20 protein-coding genes are annotated in these 20724 nt (G+C 73.0%); 9 read left to right on the forward strand and 11 right to left on the reverse strand.

Going from position 1 to position 20724, the window contains the following annotated elements; translation table 11 throughout:
- Positions 1-71: 71 nt before the first annotated feature.
- Positions 72-953, reverse strand: coding sequence for a LysR family transcriptional regulator (locus QA802_RS37465; protein ID WP_334532458.1), 882 nt, complete (start codon positions 951-953; stop codon positions 72-74).
- Positions 954-1084: 131 nt separating this feature from the next.
- Between QA802_RS37465 and QA802_RS37470 the strand changes: the two genes are divergently transcribed.
- From QA802_RS37470 to QA802_RS37485, 4 genes are all read left to right on the forward strand, one after another.
- Positions 1085-1756: a succinate dehydrogenase gene (locus QA802_RS37470; RefSeq protein WP_334535134.1), complete on the forward strand. Its 672-nt coding sequence runs from the start codon at positions 1085-1087 to the stop codon at positions 1754-1756.
- 2 nt (positions 1757-1758) lie between these two features.
- A complete protein-coding gene (locus tag QA802_RS37475) occupies positions 1759-3717 on the forward strand; it encodes a fumarate reductase/succinate dehydrogenase flavoprotein subunit (RefSeq protein ID WP_334532461.1) in 1959 nt (652 codons plus the stop codon).
- The gene (locus QA802_RS37480; RefSeq protein ID WP_334532464.1) at positions 3714-4463 is read left to right on the forward strand and encodes a succinate dehydrogenase/fumarate reductase iron-sulfur subunit; all 750 of its coding nucleotides are present in this window, start codon (positions 3714-3716) and stop codon (positions 4461-4463) included. The genes QA802_RS37475 and QA802_RS37480 overlap by 4 nt, the downstream gene beginning before the upstream one ends.
- 179 nt (positions 4464-4642) lie before the next feature.
- On the forward strand, positions 4643-5704 hold the full coding sequence (locus tag QA802_RS37485; RefSeq protein ID WP_334532467.1) for an NAD-dependent epimerase/dehydratase family protein: 1062 nt from the start codon (positions 4643-4645) through the stop codon (positions 5702-5704).
- A gap of 57 nt (positions 5705-5761) precedes the next feature.
- Here QA802_RS37485 and QA802_RS37490 read toward each other — a convergent pair whose 3' ends face one another.
- From QA802_RS37490 to rpmF, 3 genes are all read right to left on the reverse strand, one after another.
- The gene (locus tag QA802_RS37490) at positions 5762-6802 is read right to left on the reverse strand and encodes an LLM class flavin-dependent oxidoreductase (RefSeq protein ID WP_334532470.1); all 1041 of its coding nucleotides are present in this window, start codon (positions 6800-6802) and stop codon (positions 5762-5764) included.
- 124 nt (positions 6803-6926) lie between these two features.
- Positions 6927-8087 carry a GTP-binding protein gene (locus QA802_RS37495; RefSeq protein WP_334532473.1) on the reverse strand — a complete coding sequence of 387 codons (1161 nt, stop codon included), beginning with the start codon at positions 8085-8087 and terminating at the stop codon, positions 6927-6929.
- A 7-nt stretch (positions 8088-8094) separates the two neighbouring features.
- On the reverse strand, positions 8095-8265 hold the full coding sequence (gene rpmF, locus QA802_RS37500; RefSeq protein ID WP_319171525.1) for a 50S ribosomal protein L32: 171 nt from the start codon (positions 8263-8265) through the stop codon (positions 8095-8097).
- A 116-nt stretch (positions 8266-8381) separates the two neighbouring features.
- Between rpmF and QA802_RS37505 the strand changes: the two genes are divergently transcribed.
- A complete protein-coding gene (locus QA802_RS37505) occupies positions 8382-8873 on the forward strand; it encodes a phosphatase domain-containing protein (protein WP_334532478.1) in 492 nt (163 codons plus the stop codon).
- 33 nt (positions 8874-8906) lie between these two features.
- On the opposite strand, the gene QA802_RS37510 is transcribed toward QA802_RS37505, so the two are convergent.
- The 5 genes from QA802_RS37510 to egtA form a co-directional block, all read right to left on the reverse strand.
- Complete coding sequence (locus QA802_RS37510; RefSeq protein WP_107445296.1) at positions 8907-9122, reverse strand: dodecin; 216 nt, start codon at positions 9120-9122, stop codon at positions 8907-8909.
- A gap of 274 nt (positions 9123-9396) precedes the next feature.
- Complete coding sequence (egtD, locus tag QA802_RS37515; protein WP_334532484.1) at positions 9397-10359, reverse strand: L-histidine N(alpha)-methyltransferase; 963 nt, start codon at positions 10357-10359, stop codon at positions 9397-9399.
- Positions 10356-11150, reverse strand: a complete 795-nt coding sequence (gene egtC / locus QA802_RS37520; protein ID WP_334532486.1) for an ergothioneine biosynthesis protein EgtC — start codon at positions 11148-11150, stop codon at positions 10356-10358. The genes egtD and egtC overlap by 4 nt, the downstream gene beginning before the upstream one ends.
- Entirely contained in the window at positions 11150-12559 is a 1410-nt protein-coding gene (gene egtB / locus QA802_RS37525; RefSeq protein ID WP_334532489.1) for an ergothioneine biosynthesis protein EgtB, read from the reverse strand. The genes egtC and egtB overlap by 1 nt, the downstream gene beginning before the upstream one ends.
- On the reverse strand, positions 12556-13860 hold the full coding sequence (gene egtA, locus QA802_RS37530; RefSeq protein WP_334532492.1) for an ergothioneine biosynthesis glutamate--cysteine ligase EgtA: 1305 nt from the start codon (positions 13858-13860) through the stop codon (positions 12556-12558). The genes egtB and egtA overlap by 4 nt, the downstream gene beginning before the upstream one ends.
- 389 nt (positions 13861-14249) lie before the next feature.
- Here egtA and QA802_RS37535 point away from each other — a divergent pair, with 389 nt between their 5' ends.
- On the forward strand, positions 14250-15110 hold the full coding sequence (locus QA802_RS37535; protein ID WP_334532495.1) for a TIGR02452 family protein: 861 nt from the start codon (positions 14250-14252) through the stop codon (positions 15108-15110).
- On the opposite strand, the gene QA802_RS37540 is transcribed toward QA802_RS37535, so the two are convergent.
- The gene (locus tag QA802_RS37540) at positions 15095-15541 is read right to left on the reverse strand and encodes a type II toxin-antitoxin system PemK/MazF family toxin (protein WP_334532498.1); all 447 of its coding nucleotides are present in this window, start codon (positions 15539-15541) and stop codon (positions 15095-15097) included. The two genes, QA802_RS37535 and QA802_RS37540, sit on opposite strands and share 16 nt — an antisense overlap.
- Before the next feature lie 222 nt (positions 15542-15763).
- Between QA802_RS37540 and QA802_RS37545 the strand changes: the two genes are divergently transcribed.
- From QA802_RS37545 to cobM, 3 genes are all read left to right on the forward strand, one after another.
- Positions 15764-17152 carry a glycoside hydrolase family 43 protein gene (locus QA802_RS37545; RefSeq protein ID WP_334532500.1) on the forward strand — a complete coding sequence of 463 codons (1389 nt, stop codon included), beginning with the start codon at positions 15764-15766 and terminating at the stop codon, positions 17150-17152.
- A gap of 189 nt (positions 17153-17341) precedes the next feature.
- Positions 17342-18634, forward strand: a complete 1293-nt coding sequence (gene cbiE / locus QA802_RS37550; RefSeq protein WP_334535136.1) for a precorrin-6y C5,15-methyltransferase (decarboxylating) subunit CbiE — start codon at positions 17342-17344, stop codon at positions 18632-18634.
- Positions 18631-19380 (forward strand): precorrin-4 C(11)-methyltransferase, encoded by a 750-nt coding sequence (gene cobM, locus QA802_RS37555; protein WP_334532502.1) that lies wholly within the window; start codon positions 18631-18633, stop codon positions 19378-19380. Before cbiE ends, cobM begins: the two co-directional genes overlap by 4 nt.
- 34 nt (positions 19381-19414) lie before the next feature.
- On the opposite strand, the gene QA802_RS37560 is transcribed toward cobM, so the two are convergent.
- A complete protein-coding gene (locus QA802_RS37560; protein WP_334532504.1) occupies positions 19415-20557 on the reverse strand; it encodes a cobalt-precorrin-5B (C(1))-methyltransferase in 1143 nt (380 codons plus the stop codon).
- Positions 20558-20724: the final 167 nt, after the last annotated feature.

The following is a 20724-nucleotide window of genomic DNA, read 5'->3' on the forward strand; positions in this document are numbered from 1 at the left end:
CGAGGCGGTCGGCGCCGCCCTGGCGCGCCGCACACGCGGGCCGGGTCACCGGGCCGCACACGCGGGCCGGGTCACCGCTCCAGCAGCATGCGCTGCAGCTCCCGCGCCGCGCGGGGCGGCGCCACGTCGCTGCGGTGGGCCAGGGCGATCGTGCGGAACAGGCCCGGCCGGGCGAGCGGCGTGACCCGCAGGCCCCGGCCGGAGCGGGCGGCCACCATCCGGGGGACGACGGCCACCCCGAGGCCGGCCCGCACGAACCCGAGCACCGCGTCCATCTCGCCGCCCTCGACCGCGAAGTCGGGTTCGAAACCCTCCGCGCGGCACGCGGCCACGGTGAGTTCCCGCAGGTCGTAACCGTGCCGGAACATCACCAGGCGCTCGCCCTCCAGGTCGGCGATCCGCACGGTCCGCCCCTGCCCCGGCCCGGTCGCCTCCGGTGACGACACCACCACCAGGTCCTCGCGCAGCAGCTCCACCGTGGTCAGCGCCGGGGACGGGGTGGGCAGGGGCAGGACGACCAGGGCGAGGTCGAGGGCGCCGCGCGCCAGCTCGCGGACGAGGTCGTGCGAACCGCCCTCCTCGATCAGCAGCCGGATCCCCGGATAGCGGTCGTGGAAGGCGCGCAGCACGTCCGGGAGCAGGCCCGTGCAGACACTGGGCGTCGCCCCGAGCCGCACCCGGCCGCCGCGCAGCTGCACCAGCTCCTGCACCTCGTACCGGGCGGTCTCGGTGTCCGCGAGGATCCGCCGGGCCAGGGGCAGCAGCGCCTCACCGGCGTCCGTGAGTGTGATGTTGCCCCGCGCCCGCAAGAACAGATCCGCCCCCAACTCCCGCTCCAGCGCCTTGATCTGCTGCGACAGCGACGGCTGCGCCACGTGCACGAGCTCGGCGGCCCGGGTGAAGTGCCGGGTCTCGGCGACCGCCACGAAGTACTGGAGCTGCTGGAACTGCATACCGCCAGCATACGCCGACGATAGTCCTGGGCTATGGAATCCAGGCAGACCATGTCTTGGACCGATCGGTCGGCCCCGCCGTAGCGTCTGCAGACATGGCTCTGGCAACGCGGACGGACCGACGGTCGTCCATGGCGCGCACCGTGTGGGACTCCTCCGTCGGCAAGAAGACGGTGATGGCCGTCAGCGGCATGATCATGCTGCTGTACCTGGTCGCCCACGTCATCGGCAACCTCAAGATCTTCTTCGGCCCGGCGGAGTTCAACCACTACGCCCACTGGCTGCGCACGGTCGGCGAACCGTTCATGCACTACGAGTGGACGCTCTGGCTGGTCCGGGTGGTGCTGGTCGTCGCGGTGGTCGCCCACGCCGTGTCCGCCTACCAGCTCAGCCGCCGCGACCTCAGGGCGCGGCCCAGCAAGTACGTGCACAAGAAGCCGCGGGCGAGCTACGCCACCCGCACCATGCGCTGGGGCGGGATCATCCTCGCCCTCTTCATCGTGTGGCACATCCTCGACCTGACCACCGGCACCGTGCACAGCGGCGGCTTCCAGGAGGGCCACCCGTACCAGAACGTCGTGGACACCTTCTCCACCTGGTACGGGAACGTCATCTACATCGTGGCGATGCTCGCCGTCGGCCTGCACGTGCGGCACGGCTTCTGGAGCGCCGCCCAGACCCTCGGCGTGGGCAGCCGCACCCGCGACCGCGCCCTCAAGATCTTCGCCGACGTCCTCGCACTGCTGCTCACGGCCGGATTCCTCGCCGTGCCCGTGGGCGTCATGACCAAAGTGGTGAGCTGAACATGAGTCCCTTCCCGTCCTACGCGCACTACACGACCGGTGAGCCGGTCGTCGACGCCAAGGCACCGTCCGGCCCCGTCGCCGAGCGCTGGGACACGCGCCGCTTCGAGGCCAAGCTGGTCAACCCCGCCAACCGGCGCAGGCACACGGTGATCGTCGTCGGCACCGGCCTCGCGGGCGGCTCGGCCGGCGCCACGCTCGCCGAACAGGGCTACCACGTGGTCCAGTTCTGCTACCAGGACTCCCCGCGGCGCGCCCACTCCATCGCCGCCCAGGGCGGCATCAACGCGGCGAAGAACTACCGTAACGACGGCGACTCCGTGCACCGCCTGTTCTACGACACCGTCAAGGGCGGCGACTTCCGGGCCCGGGAGTCCAACGTGCACCGGCTCGCGCAGATCTCCGTCGAGATCATCGACCAGTGCGTGGCACAGGGCGTGCCCTTCGCCCGCGAGTACGGCGGACTGCTCGACACCCGCTCGTTCGGCGGCGTGCAGGTCTCGCGGACCTTCTACGCCCGCGGCCAGACGGGGCAGCAACTGCTCCTCGGCGCCTACCAGGCCCTCAGCAGGCAGATCGCCGCCGGCAACGTCGAGATGCACCCGCGGACCGAGATGCTCGACCTGATCGTCGTCGACGGCCGGGCCCGGGGCATCGTGGCCCGTGACCTGATCACCGGGAAGATCGACACCTACGTCGCGGACGCCGTCGTCCTGGCCAGCGGCGGTTACGGAAACGTCTTCTACCTGTCGACCAACGCCATGAACTCCAACGCCACCGCGATCTGGCGGGCGCACCGGCGTGGCGCCTGGTTCGCCAACCCGTGTTTCACCCAGATCCATCCGACCTGCATCCCGCGCACCGGCGACCACCAGTCGAAGCTGACGCTGATGAGCGAGTCGCTGCGCAACGACGGCCGGATCTGGGTGCCGAAGACCAAGGGCGACGACCGTCCGCCGCACCGCATCCCCGAGGACGAGCGCGACTACTACCTGGAGCGCGTCTACCCCGCATTCGGCAACCTGGTCCCACGCGACATCGCGTCGCGCGCCGCGAAGAACGTCTGCGACGAGGGCCGCGGCGTCGGCCCGGGCGGACAGGGCGTGTACCTGGACTTCGCCGACGCGATCGCACGCCTGGGCCGCAAGGCCGTCGAGGCCCGGTACGGCAACCTCTTCGACATGTACCGGCGGATCACCGACGAGGATCCGTACGAGGTCCCGATGCGGATCTACCCGGCCGTGCACTACACGATGGGCGGACTGTGGGTCGACTACGACCTGCAGACCACCGTCCCCGGCCTGTTCGCGATCGGCGAGGCCAACTTCTCCGACCACGGCGCGAACCGCCTCGGCGCCTCCGCCCTGATGCAGGGCCTCGCGGACGGCTACTTCGTCCTGCCGGCCACCATCAACGACTACCTCGCCCGCAACCCGCGCCAGAGCGAGGTGAGCGACGAACACCCCGCCGTCCAGGAGGTGCTGGCCGACACCCACGACCGTCTCAACCTGCTGCTGGCGGTGGACGGCGACCGCACCCCGGACTCCTTCCACCGCGAACTCGGCGAACTGATGTGGGAGTTCTGCGGCATGGCCCGCACGGACGCCGGACTGCGCAAGGCCCTGGAGCGCATCCCGCAGATCCGCGAGGAGTTCTGGCGGCGCATCAAGGTCCCCGGAACCGGCGAGGAGTTCAACCAGTCCCTGGAGAAGGCCAACCGGATCGTCGACTACCTCGAACTCGCCGAGCTGATGTGCCTCGACGCGCTGCACCGCGCCGAGTCCTGCGGCGGCCACTTCCGCGAGGAGTCCCAGACCCCCGACGGCGAGGCCGCCCGCCGCGACGACGAGTTCGGCTACGCCGCCGCCTGGGAGTTCACCGGGACGGGCGCGGCGCCCACCCTGCACAGGGAAGACCTGGTCTTCGAGTACGTCCACCCCATCCAGCGGAGCTACGCATGAGGCTCACCCTGCGCGTCTGGCGGCAGCGCAACACCGACGCCGAAGGCGCCATGTCCACGTACGAGGTGGACGGCATCTCGCCCGACATGTCCTTCCTGGAGATGCTCGACACCCTCAACGAAGAGCTCATCCTGTCCGGCGACGACCCCGTCGCCTTCGACCACGACTGCCGCGAGGGCATCTGCGGCGCGTGCTCGCTCGTCATCAACGGCGACGCGCACGGACCGGAGCGCACCACCACCTGCCAACTGCACATGCGGTCCTTCCGGGACGGCGACACCATCGACGTCGAGCCGTGGCGGGCCGCCGCCTTCCCCGTCGTCAAGGACCTGGTGGTCGACCGCAGCGCCTTCGACCGGATCATCCAGGCCGGCGGGTACGTCACCGCACCCACCGGCGCCGCACCCGAGGCCCATGCCACACCGGTGCCCAAGCCGGACGCCGACCTCGCCTTCGAGCACGCGGAGTGCATCGGCTGCGGGGCGTGCGTGGCCGCCTGCCCCAACGGCGCGGCGATGCTGTTCACCTCCGCCAAGGTCAACCACCTGAACGTGCTGCCGCAGGGCGCGCCCGAGCGGGAGACCCGGGTGCTGGACATGGTGGCGCAGATGGACGAGGAGGGGTTCGGCGGCTGCACCCTCGCCGGGGAGTGCGCGACGGCCTGCCCCAAGGGCATTCCGCTGATGTCCATCACCGGCATGAACAAGGAATGGCTGCGGGCGACCCGGAAAGCCGCCAAGCGGTAGGCCCGGGTCGGGTCGGGTCGGGTCGGTAGAGCGTTCGCCGAAGGTGCGGACGGGCGGGGCCGGGAGTGGTGCTCCCCGGCCCCGTCTCGCATCTGCGGGACGGGCGGGGCGCAACGGAGGGGCGGGCGCGCCGAGTTGATGGGATCATGACGCGTCCCGAACTTCCGAGGGGAGCGCGTGTGAGTACGGATCCGGCCGGCACACCGGTGCTGGTGACGGGCGGCAGCGGCTTCGTGGCCGCGCATCTCGTCCAGCAGCTCCTCGCACGCGGCCACCGCGTGCACACCACCGTGCGCTCCACGGCGAACGCGGCCAAGTGCGGCCCGCTGCACGCGCTCCAGGACGCCTTTCCCGGCCGCCTCGACCTCTTCGAGGCCGACCTGCTGACCGAGGGCTCCTTCGACGAGGCGATGCGGGCCTGCACGGTGGTCTTCCATGTCGCCTCGCCGTTCCTGATGCCGGAGAAGATCAAGGACGGCCGGCGGGACGTCGTGGAACCCGCCCTGCGGGGCACCCGCAACGTCGTGGCGTCGATCGAGCGCACGCCGACGGTCCGCCGGCTCGTCCTCACCTCCACGGTGGGCGCGATCTTCGGCGACTACGCCGACGTACGGGAGATGGACGGCGGGACGCTGTCGGAGAAGTACGTCAACACCACCAGCACGGTGGAGAACAACCCCTACCACTACGCCAAGACGGTCGCCGAGCAGGCGGCCTGGGAGGCCGAGGCCGCGCAGGACCGCTGGCGCATGGTCTCCCTCAACCCCGGCCTGATCCTGGGGCCTTCGCTCACCCCGTCCTCCGACTCGGGCAGCCTGTTCCTGCTCGACGAACTGTTCAAGGGCTACTTCTTCTACGGTGCCCCGGACTTCAGCTTCACCACGGTCGACGTGCGGGACGTGGCCGCGGCCCACATCGCGGCCGCCGAACACCCCGGCGCCCACGGCCGGTACATCCTCGCCGCCGAGGAGATGACCTCCTTCCACCGGATGGCGAAGATCCTCCTGGAGCAGCACCCGAGGAACCTGCGCCTGCCCCGGACGGCCCTTCCGCACTGGCCGGTCCGCGTCCTCGGCCCCGCCTTCGGCCTCTCCCAGGCCTACATCCGCAGCCACCTCGGGATCCGCTTCCGCGTCGACAACCACAGAAGCACCGAGGAACTCGGACTCGTCTACCGCCCGATCGAGGAGACCGTGACGGACCACTACCGGGCTTGGCGGGAGCAGCGCGTCCGGGGGTGAGCGGCGTCCGGCGATGAGCGCGCGGGCCGGGTCCTGGGCCGACGTCGATCGCCCGGGCTACGGGTGCGGGGTCGCGGCCAGGTGCGCGCCGTCGTGGCGCTCCCGGTCGACGATCCCGGCGAGCCGTCGGTAGGAGCCCAGCAGCGCCGCCCGGTCGTAGGTGCTGGTCGTCACCAGCACCTCCTGCGCACCCGTCTCGTCGAGCAGGGACTCCAGCTCCCGGGCGACCTGCTCCTCGTCGCCGACGACGCCGCCGGCGAGCCCGGACTCGTAGAACCCGCGCGCCTTGGCGGTCATCGGCCGTCGCTCGGCCTCCTCGGCGGGTGGCAGCGCAGGGAAGGCGCCGTGGGTCCGCGAGTACGCCATGGACCAGGCCTCCGGTATCAGCAGCCGGCGCGCGGCCTCGGGCGTCGCGGCCACCGCGACCGTCCCCGAGACGACGACGTACGGCTCGGCCGCCCACGGCGAGGGCCGGAAGGCGGCGCGGTAGCGGTCGATGGCGCGCAGCATCCTCTCGCGGTCGCGGAGGTCGCCGACGACCATCGGCAGGCCCGCGCGGGCGGCGATCTCCGCACCCTCGCCCAGGGCCAGCACGAACGGCGGTACGGCCAGCCCCTCCGACGGCCGGGCGTGCACCCCCGTCGGCGAAGCGCCGGCGAACCAGTCGAGCAGCTCTTGCAGTTGCCCCGCGAAGTCGTCGGCGTCGTCCTTGTCCCGGCCCAGCGCCCTGCGCACCCCGTCGGTGAAGCCCACCGAACGCCCGAGCCCCATGTCGATGCGGCCCGGGAACAGGGACTCCAGGACGCCGAACTGCTCGGCCACGACCAGCGGGCGGTGGTTGGGCAGCATCACCCCGCCGGTGCCGACGCGGATGGTGTCCGTCGCGCCGGCCACGGCGGCCGCCAGGACGGTGGGCGCGGACCCGGCGACACCCGGCACGCCGTGGTGCTCCGACACCCAGAACCGGTGGTAGCCGAGCCGCTCCGCCTCCTGCGCCAGCCGCACGGTGTCCCGCAGCGCCTGCGCGCCGGTGTGCCCCTCACGGGTGCGTGAGCGGTCGAGGACGGAGAAGCGGGCCGAGGCGATCAGTGAGCTCATACAGGGTTCAACGCCTGACGGCCCACGGGATTCCTCGGCCCCGGTGCCCCCGGTGCCCCCGGTGCCCCCGGTGATCCCGGTGCCCCCGGTGCCCCCGGTGATCCCCGGTGATCCCCGGCGTCCTCTACCCCGCAGTGTGCTCGTGCTCGCAGACGTCGTCGAGGCCGGGTGCGTCCCAGGCGGGGAACGGGTCGTCGGCCGGTATGCCCTCGCCGTCGGCAAGCAGACACCGGGCGAGGGCGGCCCGCAGCGCGTGGGCGTCCAGGTCGGTGCCGATGAACACCAGCTCCTGCGCGTGGGGCGCGTCGGCGTCCCGCGCGGCGGACGGCTCGAACCGGGCCACCGCGCCGGCCTGGGACCACAGTCCCGTCACCCGCGGGCGGCTCGCCAGCGTGAAGAACCCCTTGGAGCGCAGGACGCGCCCGTACCGCCCGCTGTCCAGTCCCTCGGTGACGAAGGTCCACAACCGCCCCTGATGGAAGGGGAGTCCGGAGCGGAACACGGTAGAGGAGATGCCGTACTCCTCGGTCTCCGGCACATGGTCGCCGTTGAGCTCGCGCACCCAGCCCGGCGCCTGCTGGGCCCGCTCCAGGTCGAACAGACCGGTGCCCAGCACCTCGTTCAGATCCACCCGGCCGTGCACGGCGGGCACGATGCGCGCGAGGGGGTTGAGCCGGGCGAGCGCGGCCCTCAGGCGGCCGGCCGCCTCCTCGTCCACCAGGTCGAGTTTGTTGAGCACGATGACGTCCGCGAACTCGACCTGGTCGACGAGCAGATCGCTGACCGTGCGCTCGTCGTCCTCGTACGGGGCGAGGCCGCGTTCGTCGAGGTCGTCACCGCTCGCCAGCTCGGTCAGGAAGTTCGCCGCGTCGACGACCGTGACCATGGTGTCCAGGCGGGCCACGTCCGCCAGGGTCGCGCCGTCGTCGCGCGCGAAGGCGAAGGTGGCGGCGACCGGCATCGGTTCGGAGATGCCGCTCGACTCGATGAGCAGATGGTCGAAGCGGCCCTCGCGGGCCAGCCGGTCGACCTCCTCGAGCAGGTCGTCGCGCAGGGTGCAGCAGATGCACCCGTTGGTGAGCTCCACCAGCCGTTCCTCGGTCCGCGACAGCGCCGCCGCACCGCCGCGGACCAGGGCCGCGTCGATGTTGACCTCGCTCATGTCGTTGACGACGACGGCGACCCGCAGCCCGGCGCGGCCCGCCAGGACGTGGTTGAGCAGCGTCGTCTTGCCGGCCCCGAGGAACCCGGACAGGACGGTGACGGGCAGCGTGCGGTCGTGCATGCGGCCCTCAGCCCTCGGGGTGCAGCAGGCCGCGCTCGTACGCCTTCAGCAGGCGCTGGGGCACGAGGTGACGCACGCCGTCGACGGTGACCGGCACCAGCCGCGGTGCGGTCGCCTTCCACTGGGCGCGGCGGTGACGGGTGTTGCTGCGGGACGTCTTCCGTTTGGGAACGGCCATGGGAACCTCCTCGGTCGGCTCGCGGTGAGCTCCGAGGACGCTATATGAAAATGGATCCCATTAGCAATTGGCTGCCGAAGGATGCCCGGTGGCGGCGTCTGGCTAGGGTGGGCGGCGTGACCGACAGCAGCAGGCGGCCCCTCGCCGTGTTCGACCTGGACAACACTCTCGCCGACACGGCCCACCGGCAGCGGTTCCTGGAGCGCAGGCCGCGCGACTGGGACGCGTTCTTCGCGGCCGCGCCGGACGATCCGCCGATCGCCGAGGGCGTCGCGCTGGCGCTGTCGAGCGCCGAGGAGTGCGAGGTCGTCTACCTCACCGGCCGGCCCGAGCGCTGCCGGCGCGACACGCTGGAGTGGCTCGCCGCGCAGGGGCTGCCGCAGGGGCGGGTGCACATGCGGCGCGACGGCGACCGCCGGCCGGCCCGGCTCACCAAGCTGGAGATCCTGCGCCGGCTCGCCCGTGACCGGACCGTGCGCGTCCTGGTCGACGACGACGAACTGGTCTGCGCCGACGCAGAGCGGGCCGGGTTCACCGTCGTGCGGGCGCGCTGGGCCGCCCCTTCGGGGGAGCTGAAGCAGGCACAGGAGGGTGAAGGCCGTACCTGAGCGGTTCTGGGCTGCCGGGCCGTGCCGGGCGGCTCAGTCCGACTCGTCCAGGCGGAAGCCGACCTTCAGGCCCACCTGCCAGTGTGCGATGTCGCCGTCCTCGATCTGGCCGCGCACCTGGGTCACCTCGAACCAGTCCAGGTTGCGCAGCGTCTGTGAGGCGCGGGCGAGCCCGTTGCGGACGGCCTGGTCGACGCCGTCCGGCGACGTGCCGACGATCTCCGTGACCCGGTAGGTGTGGTTCGACATCGGGGCTGCTCCTCTCGACCGTGACGGCGTCGTCACGTATGTCACGCGTCACTCCACCGTGCCCCAAGCTGCGGCGGAGCGCGAGACGTCGGAGCGGACGGGCCGGTTCCGGGCGCCCCCGTGCGGGTCCCCGACCCCTCGCACGGGTCCGTACGGCCATGGCGGCGGGGGCGGCGCAGCCCGCGCGACCCCCGCCCCGGCCCGCCCGACCGGGCCGCCGTCACGCCCCAGGCCCGTGCTCAGGCGCGTCCGGCCCGTGCTCGGCGCGCCGTGCTCAGCGCGCCGTGCTCGCCGACAGTGCGAAGCGCCCGGCGCGGTCCGTCCACCAGTCGGTCGTCTCCAGTCCGGCGGCGGCCAGCTCGGCCCGCACCCCCTCCTGCCGGAACTTCGCCGACACCTCGGTGCGCAGCTCCTCGCCGGCCGCGAAGTCGACCGCCAGATCCAGCGCGGGCACCTTCACGGTCTGCGCCGTACGGGAGCGCAGCCGCATCTCGATCCACTCGTTGCGCGCGTCCCACAGGGCGACGTGATCGAAGGCGTCCTCGTCGAAGTCCGCGCCCAGCTCACGGTTGACGACGGCCAGGACGTTCTTGTCGAACGCGGCCGTCACCCCGGCCGCGTCGTCGTAGGCCGCCACCAGCACCCGCTCGTCCTTGACGAGGTCGGTCCCCAGCAGCAGTGAGTCACCCGGCGCGAGCAGGGCGCGCACCGAGGCGAGGAACGCCGCCCGCTCGGCCGGCAGCAGGTTGCCGATCGTGCCGCCGAGGAAGGCGACCAGTCGCGGGCCCGGGGTGTCGGGCAGCGTCAACCGCGCGGTGAAGTCGGCGATCAGGGCGTGCACGGTCAGCGCGGGCCGCTCGGCGATCAGGGCCTGCCCGGCCTGGGTGAGCGCGCTCTCGCTGACGTCGACGGGCACATAGGTGTCCAGGTCCGTCAGCGCGTCGAGCAGATAGCGGGTCTTCTCCGAGGATCCCGAGCCCAGTTCGACGAGGGTGCGGGCGCCGGTCACCGCGGCGATCTCGGCGGCGCGGTCGGCGAGGATCTCCCGCTCGGCGCGTGTCGGGTAGTACTCGGGCAGTTCGGTGATGCGCTCGAACAGCTCGCTGCCGTGGGCGTCGTAGAACCACTTCGGGGGCAGCCACTTGGGGGTCGCGGTGAGGCCGCGCCGGACGTCGGCGCGCAGTGCGGCGTCGGTGGCGTCCTCGGGGAGGGTGCGGATGATGTGGAACGGACTCACGTACCGGTCTCCTTGCGTGGTGCGGATGCCGTGTCCTCGCTCGGGTCCTTGAGGGGGGTGAGCAGGACGTCGGCGCGGCTCGCCACGAGCAGGGTCCGGTCCGGGACCTCCTGCCAGCGGGGATCGTCGTCGTACGGTTCGGAGGCCACGACCACCGTGCCCCCGCCGGGTTCGGTCAGGTACCAGAGGGTGTCGCCCCACGCGGTCGCGGTCACGGTCGCCCCGTCGGTGAGGAGCAGGTTGAGCCGGGAGCCGGGAGCCGCGGCGGCGACCTCGAGGACCGTGTCGGTCAGCGCCTGGCCCGCCGGGTCCCCGGCGCGCAGCCGGGCGAGGACCAGCGCCCAAACGAACGCGGAGTCGTTGCGGGCCTCCACGGACAGCAGGTCGGCGGCGGGCAGGGTGCGCGCCAGCGGCGCCGACGAGAGCGGCCAGCCGGCGACCGCCCCGTTGTGGCTGAACAGCCAGGCGTCCGCCGCGTACGGGGCCGCCGCGGCCTCCGCGTCGGCGCCGGCCAGGGTGGCGTCCCGGACGGCGGCCAGCACGGCCCGGCTGCGCACGACGCGGGCGAGGTCGGCGAAGGACAGGTCCGCCCAGATGGGCCCGGCCCGGCGGTAGCGGGCCGGCGCCGGGTCGCCCTCGGCGTACCAGCCCACCCCGAAGCCGTCGGCGTTGACGGTGCCGTGGCGCTGCCGCCGCGGCGCCCACGACTGGCGGTACAGCGCGTGCGGGGGTTCGACCAGGAGCCTGCCGAGCGCCATCTCGGGCCCCAGGTAGGCGAGGTGACGGCACATCAGAGAGCCGCCGAGCGCGCGGTGCGGAACCCGGAGAAGATCTGCCGCCGGATCGGGTAGTCCCAGTTGCGGAAGGTGCCCCGGCAGGCGACCGGGTCCACCGCGAACGAACCGCCGCGCAGCACCTTGTGCTCGGGCCCGAAGAACACCTCCGAGTACTCCTTGTACGGGAACGCCCGGAACCCCGGGTAGGGAAGGAAGTCGCTGGACGTCCACTCCCAGACGTCGCCGATCAACTGCCGTACGCCGAGCGGGGAGGCGCCGGCCGGGTAGCTGCCCGCCGGGGCCGGACGCAGATGGCGCTGGCCCAGGTTGGCGTGTTCCGGCGCGGGGTCGGCGTCGCCCCACGGGTAGCGCATCGAGCCGCCGGTCGCGGGGTCGAAACGGGCCGCCTTCTCCCACTCGGTCTCGGTGGGCAGCCGGCGTCCGGCCCAGCGGGCGTAGGCGTCGGCCTCGTGCCAGCACACGTGCAGCACCGGCTCGTCGGGCGGCACGACCTCGGTGACGCCGAACCGGCGGCGCAGCCACTGGCCGTCGTCCCGGTGCCAGAACAGCGGCGCGTGGATGCCGTGCCCGCGGATGTGCGCCCAGCCTTCCCGCGTCCACCAGCGTTCCTCGTCGTACCCGCCGTCCTCGATGAACGCCTGGTAGGCCGCGTTCGTCACCGGGGTCGTGTCGATGTGGAAGGGCGCCACCTCACGCCGGTGGGCGGGGCGTTCGTTGTCGAGGGCCCAGGGCTCGCCGGACGTGCCCATGGTGAACGGGCCGCCGGGGACCAGCACTTCGGCCGGTCCGGTGAACAGCGGGACCGGTTCGGGGTCGGGAGCGGTCAGCACCGGCGGCCCCGTGCGGAGCTGATGGGTGATCAGCATCGTTTCGTCGTGCTGCTGTTCGTGCTGCGCGATCATCCCGAAGGCGAAGCCGGACTCCGTCAGCCGGGTGCCGTGGAAGTCGGCCGACTCCAGCAGGTCGGTGACCCGGCCGCGCACCTCGGCCGCGTACCGGCGGGCCTCGGCGGGCGGCAGCAGGGGCAGCGAGGGGCGTTCGGCGCGCGAGTGCTCGAAGGCGTCGTACAGGCCGTCGATCTCGGGGCGCATCGCCTCCCGGCCGGCCACCGCGCGCAGCAGCCACAGCTCCTCCTGGTTGCCGATGTGGGCGAGATCCCACACCAGCGGGGACATCAGCGGGGAGTGCTGGGCGGTGAGGTCGGGTTCCTCGACGCAGGTGGTGAGCAGCGTCGTGCGGGTGCGGGCCGTGATGAGCGAGGCGAGCGCGCGGGCGCGCAGCACCTCCGGGTCCGGGGCGTCCCCGTGCGCGGCGGGGACGGGCTCCGCGGCGGATGCGGGCTCCGCGGCGGGTACGGGCTCCGCGGGGGATGCGGGCTGCGCGTCCAGGGCGGGCTCGGTCATGTGCGGAGGTCCTTCCCGTGCGCGCGGGTGTCCGTGCCGCGCAGGCGGTCGAGCTGGTCGTCGGCGGGGGTGCGCCCCTTCTGGACATAGCGGTCCCGGTAGCCCGTCACGGCCTCCAGCACGGCGTCGTCGGCGCCGAGACGGGGCAGGGCCCGCAGGGCCGCGGCGAAGCAGGCGACCGCCGTCTCGTGCAGTTCGGGGTCGGTCAGCGCGTGCCGGGCCGCGTCGATCCACAGCGGATTGTGCGGAGCCGGCAGCGGGCGGGCCCGCTCGGCCAGCGGCTTGACCGCGCGGTAGGCGAACTCGGCGGCCTCCGGGTCCTCGAACAGGGCCGTCGTCACGGCGAGCGGCACGATCCAGCCGTCGTCGCCGGGCTGCGCGTCGATCATGCGCAGCTCCAGATGGCCGCGCGGTCTGACCGGCGGGAACAAGGTGGTGAGGTGGTAGTCGAGATCCTCCCGGGTCGGCTCACCCGTCCGGGTCCACTGCCGGAACGTGAGGCGGTCGGGCACCTCCCAGGCCCCGCCGGTACGCCGGACGCACATCACCGGCGCGTCCAGCACATGCCGGGCCCAGGCGGCGCGCGGATCGCCGTTCATGACCGGTCCGCCCGCGCGGCCGGCGCCGATCTCCATCCACAGCAGCTGCCGTGTGGAGCGCCAGCCGGTGGGGGCGCCGCCGAGCAGCGGGGAGTTGGCGAAGGCCGCCACCAGCACCGCGCCCAGCGTGTGCGACAGCCACCAGCGCCTGCCGTGCCCGAGCGGGCCCGGTTCCTCGTACCCGGCGTCCAGGCACACCTGCACGGAGGCCGAGGTGCACATCATGGCGCGGCCCGCCGGTCCCGTGCGGTCGAGGCAGGCCTCCATGGCGTCGTAGCGGGGCTCGTGCAGGAACCGGCGCGGTGTGTGCCAGGGGTCGGTGCCCATGCCGGCGAGTGCGAGTCCGTGTTCGCGCAGGGTCGCGCGGACTGCTGCGAGGTCGGCGGAGACGGTGTGCACGCACTCCATGAGGGAGGTGGCGGGCGGCGAGCTCAGCTCCAGCTGGCCGCCGGGTTCGACGGTGAGCGGCGAGCGCAGAGGCACGTCCCGCAGGGCGGCGTAGGCCGCTTCGAGCCGTTCGGGTGTGACGGGGAGCCGCGGCGCGCGCAGCTCGTGGACGAGCCATTCCACCTCGACCCCGACGGTGCGGGGCGGGCCGGTCTTGAAGCAGATTCCCCTGACCAGCGCCTCCACCTCGGCTTCGGTGAGGGCGGTGGGTGGCGGCTCTGCTCCGTTCGTACAGTGGCTGACCGAGTCGGACATGTCGGGATCCTCCTGAGATTCCACCATGCCACCGGTCCGGCCTCGGTGTGGCCGGACCGGTAGAGCTCGTTCCACCCAAGACCCTGGATCCGATTCGCACAAGGGTGCACAACGGCACTTTCAGGACCGTGAATCCTGGATCCCGTGGCGATTCTCCACCGGTTCGCCGCCGGTTTCCCTTCGCCTCAGAGCTGTTTCCCGGACGTTCCCGGAACATGCGTCACATGGTCCGGTCACCGGAAAATCATGTTGCACGTGGTGTCCAGGATCGCTCACGATGCGTGCATGGGCACGACGGGGGACCCGAAGGAGGCGGGGGAGTCAGGGGAGTCGGGCGGGGTGCGAGCGACCGCGCGGCGCGCGGCCATGGGGTCCACGGGGGTGGCGCCATGAGCGCGCGGCTGCGCGGTATCGCCCGGCAGACGGAGGAGATCGTCGCGGCCGGCCGCTACCGCGCGTCCGACGGACGCGAGGTGCGCCTCGCCGCGGCGATCGAGGCCGCCCGGGCGGGCACGCGGATGCTGGGCCCGGGGCCGGTCGACGGGCCGGGGTCCCCGCCCGCCGAAACGCGCGCGGGATCCCCGCCCGCCCGCACGCGCGTCGAGGTCACCGGCGAGAGCAGTCTGGAGGCCGCCCGCCGGCTGGCGGACGAGCCGGTCGCCGTCCTCGACTTCGCGTCCGCCCGCAACCCGGGCGGCGGCTACCTGAACGGCGCCCAGGCGCAGGAGGAGGCCCTGTGCCGGGCCTCCGCGCTGTACACCTGCCTGCTCGAGGCCCGGCAGTTCTACGACCACCACCGCGCCCACCGCGACCCGTTCTACACGGACCGCGTCATCCACTCACCGGCCGTGCCCGTGTTCCGGGACGACCGGGGCCGCCTGCTCGACGAGCCGTACGCCGTCGGCTTCCTGGCGGCCGCCGCGCCGAACGCGGGCGTGGTGCTGCGCACGGCGCCGCATCTGGCCGGCGAACTGCCGCGCGCCCTGTCCGTCCGCGCCGAACGGGTTCTGGAGACGGCCGCCGCGCACGGCTACCGCCGCCTGGTGCTGGGCGCGTGGGGCTGCGGGGTGTTCCGCGACGACCCCGCGCAGGTGGCGGGTGCCTTTCGGACCCTGCTGGCCCGCGGCGGGCGCTTCGAACACAGGTTCATGCACGTGGTCTTCGCGGTGCTGGACCGGACACCGGGCGGCGCGGTCCGCACCGCCTTCGAGGGCGCGTTCGGCCAAAAGGGTGCTCAGGTCCAGCCGTAGCGCTCGTGGAGCCGCCGGCGCACCAGGTCGAAGCGCATCCGGTCCAGCGCGCAGGCCTCACGCCGCATTCCGTCCTCGTGCAGCCGCAGCACGCGGTCGACGTCCACCCAGGAGTCACGGCCGGTCCGGTCCCACGGCCCGCTCCCGATGGCCACCCACTCCCGGTCGCCGTCGTGCCGCTTGCTGGAGAGCTGCACGGCCAGGAAGGTGCCGCCCGGCTCGCGGGCGACGACGAGCACCGGACGGTCCTTGCCCCGGCCGTCGTCCTCCTCGAACGGCACCCAGGTCCACACGATCTCGCCGGGGTCCGGGTCGCCGTCGTGCGCGGGGGAGTACTCGGTGCGCACCCGGCCGACCTCACGCGGGTCGGCCTCGACGGTGGCGGTTGGGCCGGAGCGGCCCGGGACGTCTGCATCGGTAAACGCGGTCACGGGGGCACCCTAAGCGGTGTCCTCCCAGCCGTGCCCCACCGGCATGTCGACTCCGCGTCGGACGTCACGGGTGGGCAGACCCCTCGACGGCACGGTCGCCCCACAGGCATCTCGTGTTCCTGCGCAAAGGATTGACGTGCTTCCGCCGCACGCTTAGCTTCTGATCGACTTCCCGGACTTTGTTCGGTATGTCGAACTCTGAAGCCGTAGGAGAGCCGCACCATGACGACACGTCCCCCCGCCCCGTCCCGCCGTGCCCTGCTGCGCGCGATGACCGTCCTGCCCGCAGCGGCGCTGGTGCTCGGGGAGGCCCCCGGCCTGCTCGGCACGGCCCTCGCCGCCGCGCCCGGCGCCGGATCGGCCACGCGCTACACCATCGTGCCGTTCCTCGACAGCAACGACGGAACGGTGAACGTCTACCAGTCCGACGACGCCACCGACTTCCGGCTGCTGAAGGCCTCCGCGTACACACCCCCCACCAACCGCATCCGCGACGCGAGCGTCTTCAAGCACACCGACGGCTTCTACTACATCACCTACACCACCCACACCTGGCAGGACACCAGCACCACCATCGGCTTCGCCCGCAGCTCCGACCGGCTCAACTGGACCTTCCTGTACGACTACACGGTCCCGATCGCCAACATCTCCCGCGCCTGGGCCCCGGAGTTCTTCGTCGACAGCGACGGCAGCGTCAACGTCATCGTGTCCTGCTCGAAGACGAGCGACGAGTGGATCTTCACGCCGTACCTCCTCAAGGCCACCAACTCCTCGCTGACCGCCTGGAGTGCGCCGGTCGCCCTGTCCGGCATCGGCGCGAACCACATCGACACGTACATCGTGAAGACCGGGTCGACCTACCACGCGTTCACCAAGAACGAGACGGCGAAGTACATCGAGTACGCGACGGCGTCCAACCTCGCCGGCCCCTACACGATCAAGAAGACCGGCGACTGGGCCGGCTGGGGCAGCTACCGCGAGGGCCCGACCGTCATCCAGCTCGACAACGGCGCCTGGCGCATCTTCTTCGACGGCTACGGCGACCACAAGTACTACTACAGCGACAGCTACGACTCCTTCGCGACCTGGAGCGCCCCCAAGGCGCTGCCCGGCATCTCGGGCACGGCGCGCCACTTCACGGTCATCAAGGAGACGGTGAGCGGCGGGCCGACCCTGACCAAGAACGCCACGCGCTCCCTGCGGTCGGGCAACTACACCACCCGCTTCTGGCAGGAGCAGTCCGCCCTGCTGAACCTGCCCGTGGTCACCTCCTCCAGCACCACGGCCGAGAAGCAGGCGTCCACCTTCACCGTCGTCGCCGGGCTCGCCGACGGCAACGCCTACTCGTTCCGCGACGCGGCCGGCAAGTACCTGCGCCACTACTCCTTCCGCGGCCGCTTCGACTCCAACGACGGCACGTCGACCTTCTCCAGGGACGCCACCTTCATCGCCCGCACCGGAACGGTCGCGGGCTCGGTCCGCTTCGAGTCGTACAACTACCCGGGCTACTACCTGCGTCACTACAACTACGAGCTGCGCGTCGAGCAGTCCGACGGCACGGACCTCTTCCGGCAGGACAGCTCCTTCGTGCCGGTGACGGCCTGGGCCTGAGCCGTACCGCCGCGGCCGCGCGGCAGGAGGCGGGCGGTGGCACCCGGGCGCGAACGCCCAGGCCACCGCCCAGTAGAGTGCGCCCCTGTCGTCCCGAGCCGTCCACGAACACCGAGGTAGTGCGCAGTGACCCCCGCCCGACCAGGACCGTCGCCAGCCGTCACCGCATCCCCCGCCCCCTCCGTCTCCATCCCCTTCTCCACCCCCGTCTCCGCCTCCGGCGCGGTCACCGTCGTCGGGATCGGAGCGGACGGCTGGGCGGGCCTCCCGGACGCGTCCCGCGCCGCGTTGAGTGCGGCGGAGGTCCTGATCGGAGGCCCGCGCCAGCTGGACCTCCTGCCGTCCGACTGCGCCGGCCTGCGCGTCCCCTGGCCCTCGCCGCTGCGACCCGCGGTCCCCGGCCTCCTCGCCGCGCACGCCGGCCGCCGGATCGCCGTCCTGGCCAGCGGGGACCCCATGTTCCACGGCATCGGACGCGCCCTCGCCGAGGAACTCGGCCCCGCACGGCTGCACGTGCTGCCGCACCCCTCGTCGGTCTCCCTCGCCGCCGCCCGGCTGGGCTGGCCGCTGGAGGACGTCGAGGTGGTCACCCTCGTCGGCCGCCCCACGGCCCGCCTCGCCGCCGCCCTGCACACCGGCCGACGGCTCCTCGTCCTCGGCGCGGACGCCGCCGCCCCCGCGCAGATCGCCGCCCTGCTGCGCGACCGCGGGTTCGGGCCGAGCCCGATGCGGGTCCTGGAGCAACTCGGCGGCGCCCGGGAACACACGACCGCGCCGCGCACCGCCGACGACTGGCCCGCCGGCGGACCGCTCGGCGACCCGCTGAACATCGTCGCCGTCGAGTGCCGCCGCGCCCCGGACGCGACTCGGCTCGGCGCCGTGCCCGGGCTGCCGGACGACGCCTACGAACACGACGGCCAGCTCACCAAGCGGCACGTCCGCGCGGCCACACTCGGCGCCCTCGCCCCGGCCCCCGGCGAGCTGCTGTGGGACGTCGGCGGCGGCTCGGGCTCCATCGCGATCGAGTGGATGCGCACCCACTCCTCGTGCCGCGTGGTCACCGTCGAGCGGGACCCGGCGCGGGCCGCGCGCATCGCCCGCAACGCCGACCGGCTCGGGACGCCCGGACTGCGCGTGGTCACCGGCGCGGCCCCTGCGGCCCTCGCCGAACTCCCGCCGCCCGACGCGGTGTTCGTCGGCGGCGGACTCACCGCACCCGGACTGCTCGACGCGTGCTGGGCGGCCCTGCCGGCCGGCGGGCGGCTGGTCGCCAACACCGTCACGCTGGAGTCGGAGGCGCTGCTCGCCGAGGCCCACCGCCGCCACGGAGGCGAGCTGGTGCGGCTGGCCGTGGCGCACGCCGTCCCCGTCGGCGCGTTCACCGGCTGGCGGCAGGCGATGCCGGTGACCCAGTGGGCCGTCCACAAGACCCTCGACACCCTCTCCGACCCCTTCGACACCCCCGCGGGAGAAGACCGATGACCGTGTACTTCATCGGCGCCGGGCCCGGCGCCGCCGACCTGATCACGGTCCGTGGCGCGCGCACGCTCGCCGCCTGCCGGGTCTGTCTGTACGCGGGCAGTCTGGTCCCACGCGAACTGCTCGCCGAATGCCCTCCCGACGCGCGGCTGGTGGACACCGCACAGCTGGACCTCGACCAGATCACCGCCGAACTGCTGCGCGCCCACGAGGAGGGACACGACGTGGCGCGGCTGCACTCCGGGGACCCGTCGGTGTTCAGCGCCGTCGCCGAGCAGATGCGCCGGCTGGACGCGGCCGGCGTGCCCTACGAGGTCGTCCCCGGCGTGCCCGCCTTCGCCGCCGCGGCCGCCGCCCTCAAGCGCGAGCTGACCGTGCCGACCGTCGGCCAGACCGTCATCCTCACCCGGATCGCCCACCGCGCCACCGCCATGCCCGAGGGCGAGGACCTCGCCACCCTCGGCCGCAGCGGCGCGCTGATCGTGCTGCACCTCGCGGCCCGGTACGTCGACCGGGTGGTCGCCGAGCTCCTGCCGCACCACGGAGCCGACTGCCCCGCCGCCGTCGTCGCCTACGCCTCCCGGCCCGAGGAGCTGATCATCCGGGGCACGCTCGACGAGATCGCCGACAAGGTGAAGGACGCCGGGGTGCTGCGCACGGCCGTCATCATGGTCGGCCGGACGCTGGGAGCGGAGCAGTTCCGCGACAGCCACCTCTACTCCCCGGACCGCGACCGCCACAGCTGCTGAACACCCGCCGCCGTCCACGAAGCCGGCAGCGCGGCTACGGTCCGGCGACCGTGCTGCGGCCCACCACCGTCCCCGCACGGTCGATGCAGATCACGTCGACCGCGACCGGGGCGCCGCGCAGTACGCCCAGCGCCTCGTCGCGGGCGGCCGTCGCCACGAGGTCGCCGAGCGGCACCCCGGCCGCGGCGCACAGCTGGAGCGCGGCGAGCCCCGTGTTGGCCCCGGCCACCTCCGCGGCGAGCGCCGGGTCCGCACCGCCCCGCCGGGCCAGCTCGGCGAGGAAGCCCTTGTCGACCTGGGACCGGGCGGAGTGCAGGTCGAGATGGCCGGCGGCGAGCTTGGAGAGCTTGGCGAAGCCGCCGCAGATCGTCAGACGCTCCACGGGGTGCCGGCGGACGTACTTCAGGACCGCGCCCGCGAAGTCGCCCATGTCGAGCAGCGCCTCCTCGGGCAGCCGGTACTCGGCGACGACCGTCCGCTCCGACGTCGACCCCGTGCACCCGGCGACATGGGTGCGGCCCGCCGCCCGGGCCACGTCCACGCCCCGCCGGATGGAGTCGATCCACGCCGAGCAGGAGTACGGCACGACGATCCCGGTCGTGCCGAGGACGGACAGCCCGCCGAGGATGCCCAGCCGCGGGTTCCAGGTGGAGCGGGCGATCTCCTCGCCGTGGTCGACGGAGAGGGTGATCTCGACGTCGCCGGCGCCGCCGTGCCGGGCCGCCACCTCGGCCACGTGGTCGCGCATCATCTGGCGGGGGACCGGGTTGACGGCGGGTTCCCCGACCGGCAGAGGCAGTCCGGGACGGGTGACCGTGCCCACGCCGGGCCCCGCCCGGAACACCACCCCGGACCCGGCCGGCAGCAGCCGCACCGTGGCCCGGACCAGCGCCCCGTGCGTGACGTCCGGATCGTCGCCGGCGTCCTTGACGACCCCGGCCATCGCGTGGTCGTCCGTCAGCTCCTCGGCCGCCAGCGCGAACGCCGGTGTCTGCCCCCTGGGCAGCGTGATCGTCACCGGATCGGGGAACTCGCCGGTCAGCAGGGCGGTGTAGGCGGCCGTGGTGGCCGCCGTCGCGCAGGCGCCGGTCGTCCAGCCGGGCCGCAGACCGGTGTGCTTGAGTTGGGCGCCGCGGCCGCCCTTCGGGCCGTCCGAGCCTGCCACGTCACTGCTCATCGGGGCTGTCCTTCCTGGATACCCCCGGCTTCAGCCGGGGGTGGGGGTACCTCCCGCTTGAGGGGGAGAACCAAAGCTCCTGCGGAGCAGGGCAGGAAGAGCCCGTTCGCTGTCAGGGCGGACCGACGTTCGCCGGCTACCGGCCCAGGACCGGGGCTCACACGGAA

The organism is Streptomyces sp. B21-105 (genome assembly GCF_036898465.1).
Taxonomy (GTDB): Bacteria; Actinomycetota; Actinomycetes; order Streptomycetales; family Streptomycetaceae; genus Streptomyces.

What these genes read in the sequence shown, in the direction of transcription:
- cobM (WP_334532502.1), top strand. Translation starts at nt 18,631, where the DNA reads ATGACCGTGTACTTCATCGGCGCCGGGCCCGGCGCCGCCGACCTGATC.
- QA802_RS37470 (WP_334535134.1), top strand. Translation starts at nt 1,085, where the DNA reads ATGGCGCGCACCGTGTGGGACTCCTCCGTCGGCAAGAAGACGGTGATG.
- QA802_RS37480 (WP_334532464.1), top strand. Translation starts at nt 3,714, where the DNA reads ATGAGGCTCACCCTGCGCGTCTGGCGGCAGCGCAACACCGACGCCGAA.
- QA802_RS37510 (WP_107445296.1), bottom strand. Translation starts at nt 9,122, where the DNA reads ATGTCGAACCACACCTACCGGGTCACGGAGATCGTCGGCACGTCGCCG.
- QA802_RS37560 (WP_334532504.1), bottom strand. Translation starts at nt 20,557, where the DNA reads ATGAGCAGTGACGTGGCAGGCTCGGACGGCCCGAAGGGCGGCCGCGGC.
- egtB (WP_334532489.1), bottom strand. Translation starts at nt 12,559, where the DNA reads ATGACCGAGCCCGCCCTGGACGCGCAGCCCGCATCCCCCGCGGAGCCC.
- egtA (WP_334532492.1), bottom strand. Translation starts at nt 13,860, where the DNA reads ATGTCCGACTCGGTCAGCCACTGTACGAACGGAGCAGAGCCGCCACCC.
- QA802_RS37465 (WP_334532458.1), bottom strand. Translation starts at nt 953, where the DNA reads ATGCAGTTCCAGCAGCTCCAGTACTTCGTGGCGGTCGCCGAGACCCGG.
- QA802_RS37490 (WP_334532470.1), bottom strand. Translation starts at nt 6,802, where the DNA reads ATGAGCTCACTGATCGCCTCGGCCCGCTTCTCCGTCCTCGACCGCTCA.
- QA802_RS37475 (WP_334532461.1), top strand. Translation starts at nt 1,759, where the DNA reads ATGAGTCCCTTCCCGTCCTACGCGCACTACACGACCGGTGAGCCGGTC.
- QA802_RS37495 (WP_334532473.1), bottom strand. Translation starts at nt 8,087, where the DNA reads ATGCACGACCGCACGCTGCCCGTCACCGTCCTGTCCGGGTTCCTCGGG.
- QA802_RS37545 (WP_334532500.1), top strand. Translation starts at nt 15,764, where the DNA reads ATGACGACACGTCCCCCCGCCCCGTCCCGCCGTGCCCTGCTGCGCGCG.
- QA802_RS37535 (WP_334532495.1), top strand. Translation starts at nt 14,250, where the DNA reads ATGAGCGCGCGGCTGCGCGGTATCGCCCGGCAGACGGAGGAGATCGTC.
- rpmF (WP_319171525.1), bottom strand. Translation starts at nt 8,265, where the DNA reads ATGGCCGTTCCCAAACGGAAGACGTCCCGCAGCAACACCCGTCACCGC.
- egtC (WP_334532486.1), bottom strand. Translation starts at nt 11,150, where the DNA reads ATGTGCCGTCACCTCGCCTACCTGGGGCCCGAGATGGCGCTCGGCAGG.